The organism is Rhizobium sp. P32RR-XVIII, assembly GCF_012641395.1.
GTDB lineage: Bacteria > Pseudomonadota > Alphaproteobacteria > Rhizobiales > Rhizobiaceae > Rhizobium.
In genome coordinates, this window is sequence record NZ_JABAIH010000002.1 from 1 (window position 1) to 12968 (window position 12968).

Below are 12968 nucleotides of genomic sequence, written 5' to 3' on the forward strand. Positions count from 1 at the left end.
ACCTTCACCATCAAGTCTGCCGACGGCACGACGAAGGACATCAGCTTCACGATCAATGGCGCGAACGATGCGGCCGTGATCGGCACGCCGACGGTTTCGGGCGTGACCGAAGATGTCGGCGTGAGCAGCGGCTTGCTGAAGGCAACCGGTACGATCTCGGTGAGCGATACCGACCATGGCCAATCGTTGTTCCAGACGACAGTGACGAGCGCGGCTGGCAACCTCGGCTCTCTGGTTCTGGCGGCCGACGGCAGCTACACCTACTCGGTGTCGAATGCGGCGGTTCAGTACCTGCAGGCCGATGAGCAGAAGACGGAAACCTTCACCATCAAGTCTGCCGACGGCACGGCGAAGGACGTCAGCTTCACGATCACCGGCGCGAACGATGCGGCCGTGATCGGCACGCCGACGGTTTCGGTGGTAACGGAAGATGTCGGCGTCAACGGAAGCGGCAATCTGACCGCCGTCGGGACGATCTCGGTCAGCGATGCCGATACCAGGCAGGCGACATTCAAGGCTACGGTTGCGGACGTCGGAGAAAACCTGGGTAAGCTGACCCTGTCGTCTGACGGAAGCTATACTTACTCCGTTGCGAACGAGGATGTTCAGTACCTGCGCGGCAATGAGCACAGGACTGAAACGTTCGCCATCACCGCCGCAGATGGTACGACCAAGAATGTCAGCTTCACGATCAACGGCGCTGACGACGCGGCGGCGATCGGCACGCCGACGGTTTCTGCGGTGACGGAAGATGTCGCGGTCAATGGCAACGGAATGCTCACTGCAACGGGCAGCATCTCGATCGTCGACAAGGACCACGATCAGTCGTCGTTCAGCACGTCTGTGACAAATGTCGGCACCAATCTGGGCACGCTTATCTTGTCGGCGGATGGCAACTACACCTACTCGGTATCGAACGCTGCCGTTCAATATCTCAATGCCAATCAGTCGAAGGTTGAAACCTTCCGCATCACCTCTGCGGACGGCACCACGAAGGATGTAAGCTTTACCATCAACGGAGCGAATGAGGCACTTCCGGCCAGCGTCAATGAAAGCACGGATCCGACAGGCCGCTATGCCTTCACGGATAACGACGACCGGCCGAACAAGATTGGCTTCGACGTATCGACGCTGTTCAGTGGCGGCTCGGGGTCTATGACCTATGATTTCGAGAAAGTGTCCGCCACCGATTCCGACGACTGGCTGACCAAGGGTGTGACGGTCACCGGCGACCCGCGTGAGATCACCGGATCATTCTATGATATCGATGGAGATGCGGGTCTCTATGTTTACCGCGTAACGGCTACCGATGGGAGCACTGGCGCGCAACAGACCACGTATGTCGCCTTCAATGCCATCGAGTCGAGCGGCCGAGAGATTACGGTCACGAACAATGGTGGCGGTAGCGGGAGTTCCTATTCTGACGCCAATAGGAGCGTCGGCGATCTGATTGTGATTGACGAGCATGCTGCCAAGAACAAGACGCTTTTGGCTGGCGCCGGCCATGATGTTGTGATCGGAAACGGCGACAGCAACACCATCGACGGTGGAGCGGACGACGACGCAGTTTATGGCATGGGTGGCGATGACACATTGCTCGGTGGAGACGGAAACGACTTCGTCGATGGTGGTGATGGCAACGACACGATCACTGGCGGCGCTGGAGACGATGTCCTGCTCGGTGGCGCAGGCAACGATACCTTCAAGTATGCGATTGGTGATGGTGCTGACATCGTCGTCGGCGGTACCGGCACCGATACTTTGGCGATCTCGGGAGGGAACAGCAATGATATGCTCAATGTTGTCGTCTCCAACGGCGTGATTACACAGTTCGCGGGCGGTACGGTTTCCGGCATCGAGCAGGTGACTGTCGACCTCGCTGGTGGGACCAATACGTTGAGCTATGCCGGTACGACCGAGGCCATCACTGTTGACCTGAGCGCACACACGGCAACCGGCTTCACATCGATTGACGACATCGATAATTTCGTCGGTGGCTCGAATGCCGGCGATACGCTGAAGGTAGCCGGAAACTTTACCAGCACTGGCGATAACCAGATCAGCAACATCGAAAACGTCACGATGGCGTCGAATGGTACGCTCAATCTGTCCAACCAGACGGAGGCGCTGACAATCAACGGTTCGAGCGGCAACGACACGATTATCGGCGGTTCCGGCAAGGACACGATCATTGGCGGTAGCGGCAACGACACCCTTACCGGTGGTGAGGGGGCAGACATCCTGACCGGGGGAAGTGGCGCGGATACTTTTGTAGTCGCAAGGGGCGATTCTTCGCCGGCCCTTTCTGGGACCACCCAGATCTCAGGTTATGACAAAATCACGGACTTCAATGTCAGCGAGGGAGACAAGCTGAGCTTGCCGGGCAATGTGAGCCTCGCGACTAGCACCACGAATGGAAACTTTGACAATGTGACCGGCAATATTACGATCGCCACACATAAAATCGCGAATGGTCTGGTTACCTTCAATAACGGTAGCGGTATCGTGAGCCTGAATTCGCTGGCTGATGTTGCAACCGCAGTAAAGTATCTCCAAGGCGGCAGCATCGGTGACGGTCATGTCGTAGCGTTCGCGGCGACCCTTTCGGACGGCGTGCATACTTTCGTCTATGAACAACAAGAATCATGGAACCAGTCCAAGTTCACCTTGGTCGACCTTCAGGGTTTCAACACCAATGATCTGAGTGGTTTGGTTGGTACCAACAAAGCAATTGACCCCATCGTCCTCGACCTCGATCACAACGGCGTCGCGCTGACCTCGCTCGACAACGGCGTCCAGTTCGATATCAATGCCGATGGTCACAAGGATCAGATTGCCTGGACGGCCGGCAGCGACGGCATCCTGGCGCTCGATGTCGATGGCAACGGCAAGATCGACAATGGCAGCGAGATCTTCTCGCCGCACTTTGCCGGTGGCAGCTATGCGGATGGCCTGGCGGCGCTTTCGACCCTCGACAGCAACCATGACGGCAAGGTCGACGCGGCCGACGAGGCCTTCTCGAAGCTCACCGTCTGGCAGGACCTCAACCACAACGGCATCACTGACAACGGCGAGCTGTCGAGCCTGGCGGATCACTCGATCAGCAGCATCTCGCTCGACGCCTCGGCGTCCGATGCGCAGATCAACGGCCAGTCCATCCTTGCTGATGGCAGCTACACCCTGGCGGACGGCTCGACGGGCCATTTCGTTGAGGTTGCTTTTGATACGACGCTCGGCGCGGCGGATCAGAACAGCACGACGTTGATCGGCACTGACGGCGACGACCACCTCCATGGCGGCGCTGGCATGTACACGATGACCGGCGGGGCAGGGGCCGACACCTTCGTCCTCGATGCCGACGCCTTCAAGGATGTGAAGCTGGCTGACGTGATCACCGACTACAAGGCAAGCGAAGGCGACACACTCGACGTATCGAACCTTCTCAACTCCTTGCTCGGTCACGAGGCAAGCGAGGCGGAAGCGCTCTCCAGCGTCAAGACGACGGTCAGCGGTGCAAATACCGTCGTTAGCGTCAACGACAACGGCGCCTGGCACGACGTGGCGGTTCTTCAGGGCACCGCGGAAGCGGTCAAGATCCTCTACGACGACAAGCACGACGCAACGACTGCACCGCATGTCGGCTGATAGGATCGGACGAAAATCCAAGAAAAGGCGCGAAAGCGCCCTTTCTGCTTTTGGGCGTCAGGCCGCCGGCAATCTGGCGATTGCCATCGGCTCGCCGTCCTCGGTCGTGCCGTCGAATGCCATCTCGTCCGCGAGCTGCCTGATGCGATTGAAATCCTCGGTCCCCTCGAAGAGCGCGCCGCCGAGCTTGATCTTCAGGTCGAGGGGGGCTTCGGCGGTTTCGAACGCGGCCTGCTCGACGCGTCTGCGGATGCGGGCGCCGATGTCCTGCGCGTTTTCCGGCGTGGCGCCTGGAAGGAAGATGCCGAGTTCGTTGGTGGCCAGCCGTGCGACGAGATCACCGCTTCTGATCGAGCTCTTGATGATCTCGGCCAGCGACTGCATCACGGTGTCGGCCCATTGCGGCCCGTAGCGGCGGCTGACCGTATCGAACGTCTCGACGACCACGGCGATCATGATGCCGCCGGCATCGGTTGCGATCTTCCTGCGGCGATCGACATAATGCGTCATCGCAGCCGCAAAGGCGGTGCCGTTGAGCGCATTCGTCACCGGATCGTGGCGCGCGGCATGGCTCATCCTGGCGCGCACCGCCGCAAGTTCGGCGTTACGCAGCTGCAGCGCCAACAGCAGCGGAAATGCAACAACAAACGAAATTAAAGGAATACTCACAAATCCTACCAAAAATGGTTTATCCGGGAGTAGAAGGTTTAAGATAAGTAAAAATCCAGTGGAGCCCGCGACGCAGCACAACGCGCCGATTGCAGCGCGCAGCAGGGCGGGTTTTAGAGAGGCTAGGGAGTAGCGGTTAGCAAAGATCATGGCGGTTATGTACTCACTGAGGGTGAGCGTTTAGCTAACCGCTAGCACAAAAAATACCGATTAAAAAATCCCGTAAAATTGTTGCTTTAAGTGGGAAAACCTTAGAGTTAACTGTCTTCGAAGGAAGAAGCCGCAGGCCAGTTGGAGTATGGATAACTTAATGCTACTTGCTTACCGGTGAGAAAGAATCCGGGTAGATAGGTAGGCGGATTAATCACAGGTGATGAGGGCATCGGTCTTGTTTAGGGGCAAAAGAATTTTCGCAGCACTGTCTGCGACTGTTGCTTTGAATTTTGCATTTTGCGTTGACGCTAATGCTATTTCGCTGCAGCAAGCTATTGAAAAAACCATGAAGACGAACCCGCAGATCTTGCAGGCTGCGAAGGATCGTGAAGCAATCGAATTTGAACTTCGCCAGGCGCGCGGGCTTTACTTGCCCTCTGTTGACCTGGACGCGGGAAGCGGCCGCCGTCGTCTGTCGAATTCTTCGAGCGGAACGCTGAACTCCGACAGTGATTGGTTGTCTCCCAACAGCGTCGGCCTCACTATCACGCAGCGGCTTTTCGACGGCGGCGACCGCCGGGCGCAGGTGGATCAGCAGGCATCGCGCGTCGACGGCGCCTCGTTCCGCGTGCTCGAGCGTTCCGAATCGCTCGCGCTTGAGGTGACGCAGGACTATCTCGAATATATCCTTCAGAACCAGATCGTTAAGGCGGCCCAGGATAACCTCGCCTTCCACAACCAGATCCTCGGCAACATCGAGCAGAGCATCAAGGGCGGCACGCTGACCGACGCCGACCGTCTGCAGGGCGTCGAGCGCCAGCAGGCTGCCGCCGCCCGTCTGCAGGAAGCCAACGAAGAGCTGGAAGCGACGAAGATTCGCTTCCTGCAGGTCGTGGGCGAGCCGATCACCGGCGCGCAGACTCCGCCTTCCGTCGCCAAGTTCGTGCCGAAGACGCTGAACGACGCCGTCTTCGTCGCTGGCAAGAACAGCCCCCGTATCTACTCCGCCAATGCGGATATCGATGCGGCGGATGCTGGCGTGCGCGGCGCGCGCGCCAATTACATGCCGAAGGTCGACCTCGAAGGCACCGCCCGGCTTGGCGACGACATCAACGACGACAGCGGCAATACGAATGACTACCAGGTGCAAGTTGTCGCCCGGTGGAACCTCTATCGCGGCGGCATCGATGTTGCCCGCGAGCAGGAGCAGATCCGCCGCGCCGATGAGCAGCGCTATGCATTGGCACAGGTGCAGCGCGAAGTCGGGGAGTCCGTCCGCTCCGCGTGGAATGAGCGCGTAAGCCGCGGCAAGCTTGCCGGCATCCTCGGCCAGCAGGCCACGACCAACGCCCAGCTGGTCACCTCCTACCGGCAGCAGTTCAGCGTCGGCCAGCGTTCGCTGCTCGACGTGCTCGATGCGCAGAACACCAATTTCAACACCAGGGTTCTCGCCGATACGGCGCGCGTCGCGTCGGTCTTCGCCGAGTACAAAATCCTGGCCGCTTCCGGCAATCTGCTTCAGACGATGAAGCTGAAGCCGGTCGCGCAGGCCCAGTCTTATGCGCGGGAAGAGTTTGTTGTCCCCGCGGGCGTCGCAGATCCGGGATACGTCGAGCTTGATTCACATCAGAAAGCCGGCCTGCCGTTGGACCTTCTAGCGCCGATTCGACAGCAGTAGTCGATACGGCCATGGAACTATGCTGAACGTAGCACTCGAGACCTCAAGCGGCACCCCGCTCCAAACGTTCAAGGCCGCTTTCAAGTCCGTGGCCGCGTTCTATGGCCGGCCAAGCTCAGACACGGTACTCTTTTCCGGCCTGCCGGACGAGGTCACCGAATCGCTGGAGCTTGACGACGTTGAGCAGATGGCCGAGCGCATCGGCCTTCAGGTCATCAGGCATCAGGAACGCGACTGCCGCCTGGGCAATTTCGATTGCCCGGCCATCGTCTCGTTTGCCGATGGCGGCGTTCTGCCGTTGCTGGAAGTGGCGGAAGATGGCGCCTACGTCACCGATATCGTTCCGGTGAGCGGCGGATCGATCAAGCTTACCCCCGAAGAGCTCGCGGCGCTGAAGCCCAAGATGGCCTTTGCCTTCACGCTTTACTATCAGAATGCTTCGGAAGAGGCGCTGGTCGGCAACGCCGTGGAGATTGAAAAGCGCCACTGGCTGGCAACAACGCTGGTCCCTTATTGGCGGACTTATGTTCGCGTCATGGTGTCGGCGCTCTTCATCAATCTCATCGCGCTCGGCTCGCCGCTCTTTACGATGAATGTCTACGACCGCGTGCTGCCGAACAAGGCGGAGGCGACCCTTTGGGTTCTCGCGGCGGGCATCACGCTTGCTTATCTCTTCGACTTCCTGTTGAAGACGGCCCGCTCGTCGCTGATCGACTATGCCGGCCGCAAGGCGGATCTGCGGCTCTCCCAGCTGATCTTCGACAAGGTTTTGAATTCGACGCTGGAATCCCGCCCGCTTTCGACAGGCGAGTATGCCAATCGCGTCACGCAGTATGAATTCGTCCGCGAGTTCTTCACCTCGAACACCATCGGCGTGTTGATCGACAGCCTGTTCGTCTTCATCTTCCTTGCGGTCATCTATCTGATTGCCGGCTGGCTGGTTGTCATTCCGGCAGTTGCCTTCGTCCTGTCCGTTGCCATCGGCCTCTGGGCGCAGGCGAAGATTGGCAAGCGCATGGCGACAGCGGCAAACGAAGCCTCGCGCCGCCAATCGCTGCTCATCGAAACCATCTCTACCATCGAGACGCTGAAGAGCCTTCGCGCCGAGGCGGCGATGCTGCGCCGCTGGCAGGAGCTCACCAAATATTCGAGCCGCACCAGCGAGGACATCAAGCATGTCTCGACGAACGCCATCAACATGACGACGTTCATCCAGCAGATGGTGAGTGTCCTGATCGTGATTGCGGGCACCTATGAATTTGCTGCCGGCCGCATCGCCATGGGCGCCATCGTCGCGACCGTGATGCTGGCAGGCCGCGCCGGCGCCCCGCTTGGCCAGATCGCCATGACGCTCGCGCGTTTCCGCCAGGCGACCATGTCGCTGCGCATTCTCGACAAGATCATGGAGCAGCCCGACGACCGGCCTTCGACGGTCGGTTTCGTCAATCGCCAGATCCAGCAGGGCAGCTTCAGCTTCCAGAACGTCTCGTTCCAGTATCCGGGCTCCGATTATCCGGTCATCAACGGCCTGTCCGTCAATGTCCGTCCGGGTGAGAAGATCGGCATCATCGGCCGCATCGGCTCGGGCAAGACGACGCTCGGCCGCCTGCTCGATGGCCTCTTTGCTCCGGCAAGCGGTCGCGTGTTGATCGATGGCGTCGATATCCGGCAATACCATATGGCGGAAGTGCGCGCGGCCGTTGCCGTTGCGGGCCAGTCCTCCGATCTGTTCTCCGGCACCGTGAAGGAAAACCTCTTGATCGGCCGCGCCGATGCGACGGACGAGGAAATTCTCGAGGTCGCCCGCATGACCGGCGTCGACGAGTTCGTTTCCAACCATCCGCGCGGCTTCGATATGCCCGTCGGCGAGCGCGGCACCAATCTGTCGAGCGGCCAGAAGCAGGCGTTGACGATCGCCCGGCTGCTGTTGACCAGGCCGAAGATCGTCTTCCTGGATGAGCCCTCCGGCGCAATGGACCTTGCCACCGAACGGCATCTGATTTCCAAGCTGTCCGGCGCGTTCGGCCCCGAGACGACGCTTCTGATCGCCACCCATCGCCACAGCATGCTCGAGCTCGTCGACCGCCTGATCGTCATCGACAAGGGCCGCATCATCGCCGACGGCCCGAAGCAGGCCGTGATCGAGGCCATGCAGCGCAGACCGGCGGGGCAGCAATGAGGGCCAATCGTCTCGACCATCCGCCGCTTTTCGCCCGCGCCATCCTGGCGCTTTGCGCGCTCTTGATTGCAAGCTTCGTCGGCTGGGCGGCGATTGCCAGCATTGACGAGATCGCCCGCGGCGAAGGCAAGGTCATTCCCGTTTCGAAGACCCAGATCATCCAGTCGTCGGAACCCGGCGTCGTCCAGCAGATTGCCGTGACACTCGGCCAGGTCGTCCGCAAGGGCCAGCTGCTGGTGCAGCTCGACAATACGACCACGACATCGACGCTCGGGGAATCTGTCGCCAAGGCGCGCGCGCTCGGCGCCAAGGTCGCAAGGCTGAAACTCGAAGAGGCAGGCCAGTACGACGCGCCCTATGTTTGCCCGCCGGACATTCTGGCCGTCGCCAAGGATGTCTGCAGCAACGAAACGAGCCTCTTTGCCGCCGACCGAGCGAGCTATCAAAACAAGCTCGGCGTTCTTCAGGAGCGTGTCAAACAGCGCGAGAACGAACTCAACGAAGCGCATGCCAATATCGCCCGCCTGGAGGACAACATTACAGGTGCGCAGCGCCAGTACGACCTTATCAGCCCGCTGGCCCAGAAGAAGCTGGTGGCGCAGACTGAAATTCTAAAGGTCGAACGCGACCTGACGGATCAGCAGGGCCAGCTCAAGGTTTATCAGGAAAGCATCGATCGCCTGGAAGCTGCCGTGCAGGAGGCGAAGCTGCAGCTCGGCGATCTGGCGCTTGAGCTGCGTCAGCAGGCGCTGACCGACAAGGCGACGGCGCTTGCCGAGCTTTCCGTGGTCGATGAGACCATCCGCGGCGCCTCCGACCGCGTCAAGCGCACCGATATCCGCTCGCCGGTCGATGGCATCGTCAACACGCTGGAAGTGAACACGATCGGCGCCTATGTGGATCCCGGCCGCGTCATCGCCGGCATCGTGCCGACAGCCGATACGCTGCTGATCGAAGCGAAGATATCGCCTCGCGACGTCGCTTTCGTCCGCCGCGGCCAGCCAGCGGTGGTCAAGGTCACGGCTTACGATTTCTCGATCTTCGGCGGGCTTGAAGGCATCGTCGAAAACGTCTCGGCCGACAGCCTGGTGGAGAAGGAAAAAGGCGAGACCTATTACCTGGTCCAGGTGAAGACGGACAAATCGGAGCTGGAACGCAACGGAAAACCCTATCCGATCATTCCGGGCATGGTCGCCTCCGTGGAAATCATGACCGGCAACAAGACGGTCCTCAGCTACCTGCTGAAGCCGATCAATAAGGCGCGTTCAGAAGCGCTGACGGAGCGGTGAGATGCTGATTTCCAAGCCGCGTGCGAGCGATCTGACGACTGCCGAGCCGGCCGACGAGTCGCTGCCGATCATCGGCGCCGAGGAAATCGAGCCCCGCTTTCGCGCCGTCGCCGGCCGGGGAGGCGAGCGCCGCGGCATCCGCCTGGAGCGTATCTATTGGGACGGCCTCGGCCGCATGTCCTCCGCCGGTAAGATGAGCACCGCCGATCTGGTGCACTATACGGCCTCGCAGCTGCCGGAATCCGGCAATCTTGCCTCGCTGCTGCGCGTTCTCAGCCTCAAATGGGCGCTGCGTCGCCTCGACACCGTCGAGGATATTGCCTCGATGGCGAACCTCAACGCCATCATTCAGGCCTCGCCGTCGCCGACGATCCTGCTCACGCGGGAAAAGAAGATCCAGTATTTCAACGATCCGTTCCTCTCGATGTTGCGCCAGCGCCTGCCCTCGGGTGACACGGCACAGCTCACCAAGGGCCTGCGCTTTTCCATCGATACGCAGATCGAGGAAGCGATCACGACGCTGAACCTGAACCGCGGCAAGACGCTGAACACCGGCTTCAGCATCGGCATCGGCACCCAGGCGATGCGCGGCCAGATCAATCTCGCGCTGGCGCCGACCCACGAGAAGTCGATGCTGATCGGCTACATCTCGCGCTACTGATGCCTTAAAACGGAAAAGCGGCCGCATCCTGCAGCCGCCTTTATCGTCATACGCTTTCACGCGTTTCAGTATGCCGCGCCTTCGCCGGGTGCGACCTTTTCCAGCGGCATGCTGGAGGCAACCTGCTTGGTGCCGGCGCGCAGTCCGTGGAGATATCCCTTGCCGTCGGCAATCGAAAAGAGCGGCTGGTAGTCGGGAAGGCGGCTGTCGGGCAGCACTTGGTCACGCATGTTGTCGAGAATGAAGTAATTGCCGTTGACCGCGACCGACAGCACGGCGTGATAGAAGTGGCGCTTCTGGTCGAAGAGGACGACGATCGACATGTCCTTGTTGTCGACGCCCTCCGCGCGAAGCGCTGCCATCTTCAGGATCGCGAAATCCTCGCAATCGCCTTGCTGACGAGCAAGGGTCTCGGAAGGCGTCGCCCAGTAGTCGGCCACCTGATAGATGTCGCTATCCCGGCGGTAGCGGATCGAGTGGTTGACCGCGACGTTCACCGCATTCAGCTTGTCGCGGATCGAAGCCTGCGCCGTCTGGTCGAGCGCCGCCTTGATGACCCCGGTGGCATTCGAACAGCCGTTCTTGCCGCACTTGATGGCTGCGCCGCTCTCCATTTCGGCGAGCGAAGGTGCCAGGCGCTTGACGGCAGCAAGCCGCTTGAACGGAATGGTGACGGAGCCGAAAACGGCCTCGTTCGGAGAGGTCGCCTTGGACGGCATGACCGGCTTGATGGAGGCGGTCGTGAAGGACGCGTTGTCTGCCTGTCGCAATTGCGCCACTGAGGCAAGATTAATCGCTTGGACAGAGCTCGAAACGTCGCTGGCGGCTGTCCTGATCAGATTGAAAACACCCGCCATGCTCGTCGCCTGTGCGAGCATATTAGCAGTATTGGCGGAAAGTATCGGCGTATATGACGCGGCACTGATTTGCGGAACCGGCATCTGCGCGAGTGAAGGTGACGCCAAAGACAGTGACGCGAAGGATGCCAAAGTAAAAGCACTAAGTATTTTTAGTTTTATTCTGCGCTTCATCGGGTTTTAACTCTCCCTGTTCGAGAGAAATATACCGAACACCTATAAACATGCCGTTTGGAAGCATGGATAAACTAAGTACAAATATTCCACTCAAAGACGGATAAAACTTTAGTTTTGCCGTCAACCAAGTTTGGGGGAGGGGTTTGATTTTCATCTGCCCCCGGTGCAGAAATGAACGCCTTCTAACGGGCCGCCAAGGCCGGCATGCCGCATTCGGGGGAAGCAGTGACGCCGCATTTGAAGCTGAAGACCGGACCCGCGTATGGTTTACGCGGCAAGCCCTTGGACGTTGCTCCGGTGGCCGCGTCGAAGCGCCGGCGCGGGGCTCGCTTGCTGCCGCTCTCACTTTTTCTCGTCGCCGGCCTGCTTGCAGGCTGCCAGTCGGGTTCGGACGGCCTCAATGCCGTCAAGAATACCGACATGAAGCCGCCATCAAGCAAAGTCGAGGAATCCTTCGGTGAAACCGGCGCGGAGATCACGCTGCTGCTGCCGAAGGCTGCAAGCGGCGTTTACGAGGGCACTGCCCGCGACGTGCGTGACGGGGCCGCACTCGGCGTCGGCGAGCTCGGCAATGGCCAGGTCTTCGTCAAAGTCGTCGATGTTTCGGGCGGTCCAGGCGCAGTGCCGGCCGCCGTCAGCGCCGCCAAGGCGCGCAATTCGGTGCTGCTTATCAGCTACGCTTCGCCCGCGGTCACGTCGGCGATTGCCGCCATGCCCTCCGGTGAGCGCCCGCCGCTCGTCAACCTTGACGATGACGTTCCGGCAACCGCCGGCAACGTCTACAACTTCGCCTCGGATGAACTCGACAGCGCGCTTGAAGGCATCCGTGCGGCTGCCACGGGCGGCCATAAGAAGGTGATGGTGTTCGCCCCGAGGGATTTTTCGCCCGCCTATGAGACTCGTCTCGCGGATGCGATCCGCGCGGGCAAAGGCGTTTACGTCGGGACTGCGCGCTACGATCTCAGCGATGCGGCCGCCGCCGATGCGGTGCAGAAATCGAAGGCTCAATTGCAGCAGGCCGATACGGTCGTCGTCCTCGGCAAGAGCGTCATCGTGCCCACCATCGCCGGTGCGATCAAGGCAAGCGGCCAGACAAACCTCGTTCTCGTCGGCACCAGCGCCTGGCCGTCGCAGGCCTATGGCGATCCCGCCGTCGCGGGCGCCATGATCGCCATGGTCGAACCCGACGATGCAAGCCTGATCGCCGATCGCTACAAGCGCCACTATAACCGCACGCTGTCGACGGATGCGGCCTATGGCTACGATTCCGTGGCGATCGCCGCCGGCATCATCCGCGTGAAGGGCCCGACGGGCCTTTCGGCGGAGAACCTGACGATGAAGACCGGCTTTCGCGGCGTGACCGGGCTTTTCCGGCTCAGCCCCGCAGGCAGTGTCGAACGCAAGCTTAGCCTTTACACCATCAGCGGCGGCAAGCTGAACCTGCTGAGCGCCGCGCCGAAGTCGTTCTGAGGAGGCCTCGCGAGGCCGGGCCATAGCGGGAGCGGCCGCTTTGCGCGATGAGCGGACATCCCGCTTTCAAACGGCGCACAGTCTGCAGGATTCGGATTTTATAGCGTGCACCGGCTGTGCTATAATTCAACCTGTACTTTCAACGTCAGCGCCGTCCTTGTCGCGACGTGTACCCAGCTATCCGCATCAA

The 12968-nt window shown here is 60.3% G+C and carries 9 protein-coding genes; 7 read left to right on the plus strand and 2 right to left on the minus strand.

Features of this window, described 5'->3' with window-relative positions; all coding sequences use genetic code 11:
* Positions 1 to 3645 (plus strand): VCBS domain-containing protein (locus HGP14_RS04975; protein ID WP_168828770.1); only part of this gene is annotated, 3645 nt, incomplete at its 5' end.
* A gap of 57 nt (positions 3646 to 3702) precedes the next feature.
* Here HGP14_RS04975 and HGP14_RS04980 read toward each other — a convergent pair.
* Positions 3703 to 4314, minus strand: coding sequence for a GGDEF domain-containing protein (locus HGP14_RS04980; protein ID WP_312862094.1), 612 nt, complete (start codon positions 4312 to 4314; stop codon positions 3703 to 3705).
* A gap of 469 nt (positions 4315 to 4783) precedes the next feature.
* Between HGP14_RS04980 and HGP14_RS04985 the strand changes: the two genes are divergently transcribed.
* Genes HGP14_RS04985 through HGP14_RS05000 form a run of 4 tightly spaced genes read left to right on the plus strand, consistent with a single transcriptional unit; the run spans position 4784 to position 10274 of the window.
* Complete coding sequence (locus tag HGP14_RS04985; RefSeq protein ID WP_168829584.1) at positions 4784 to 6145, plus strand: TolC family outer membrane protein; 1362 nt, start codon at positions 4784 to 4786, stop codon at positions 6143 to 6145.
* Between the two features lie 19 nt (positions 6146 to 6164).
* Positions 6165 to 8324, plus strand: a complete 2160-nt coding sequence (locus tag HGP14_RS04990) for a type I secretion system permease/ATPase (RefSeq protein WP_168828772.1) — start codon at positions 6165 to 6167, stop codon at positions 8322 to 8324.
* On the plus strand, positions 8321 to 9613 hold the full coding sequence (locus tag HGP14_RS04995; RefSeq protein WP_168828773.1) for an HlyD family type I secretion periplasmic adaptor subunit: 1293 nt from the start codon (positions 8321 to 8323) through the stop codon (positions 9611 to 9613). Before HGP14_RS04990 ends, HGP14_RS04995 begins: the two co-directional genes overlap by 4 nt.
* Position 9614: 1 nt before the next feature.
* Positions 9615 to 10274: a ribbon-helix-helix domain-containing protein gene (locus tag HGP14_RS05000; RefSeq protein WP_168828774.1), complete on the plus strand. Its 660-nt coding sequence runs from the start codon at positions 9615 to 9617 to the stop codon at positions 10272 to 10274.
* Positions 10275 to 10339: 65 nt separating this feature from the next.
* Here the strand turns inward: HGP14_RS05000 and HGP14_RS05005 are convergent, their stop codons facing one another.
* The gene (locus HGP14_RS05005) at positions 10340 to 10993 is read right to left on the minus strand and encodes a transglutaminase-like cysteine peptidase (protein ID WP_246704364.1); all 654 of its coding nucleotides are present in this window, start codon (positions 10991 to 10993) and stop codon (positions 10340 to 10342) included.
* Between HGP14_RS05005 and HGP14_RS35390 the strand changes: the two genes are divergently transcribed.
* Positions 10983 to 11315 (plus strand): hypothetical protein, encoded by a 333-nt coding sequence (locus tag HGP14_RS35390; protein ID WP_246704365.1) that lies wholly within the window; start codon positions 10983 to 10985, stop codon positions 11313 to 11315. The two genes, HGP14_RS05005 and HGP14_RS35390, sit on opposite strands and share 11 nt — an antisense overlap.
* 218 nt (positions 11316 to 11533) lie before the next feature.
* Positions 11534 to 12778 carry a hypothetical protein gene (locus HGP14_RS05010; protein WP_312862095.1) on the plus strand — a complete coding sequence of 415 codons (1245 nt, stop codon included), beginning with the start codon at positions 11534 to 11536 and terminating at the stop codon, positions 12776 to 12778.
* Positions 12779 to 12968: the final 190 nt, after the last annotated feature.

Coding starts and splice junctions, on each gene's coding strand:
- HGP14_RS05005 (WP_246704364.1), bottom strand. CDS start 10,993: ATGCCGTCCAAGGCGACCTCTCCGAACGAGGCCGTTTTCGGCTCCGTC.
- HGP14_RS05000 (WP_168828774.1), top strand. CDS start 9,615: ATGCTGATTTCCAAGCCGCGTGCGAGCGATCTGACGACTGCCGAGCCG.
- HGP14_RS04995 (WP_168828773.1), top strand. CDS start 8,321: ATGAGGGCCAATCGTCTCGACCATCCGCCGCTTTTCGCCCGCGCCATC.
- HGP14_RS04990 (WP_168828772.1), top strand. CDS start 6,165: ATGCTGAACGTAGCACTCGAGACCTCAAGCGGCACCCCGCTCCAAACG.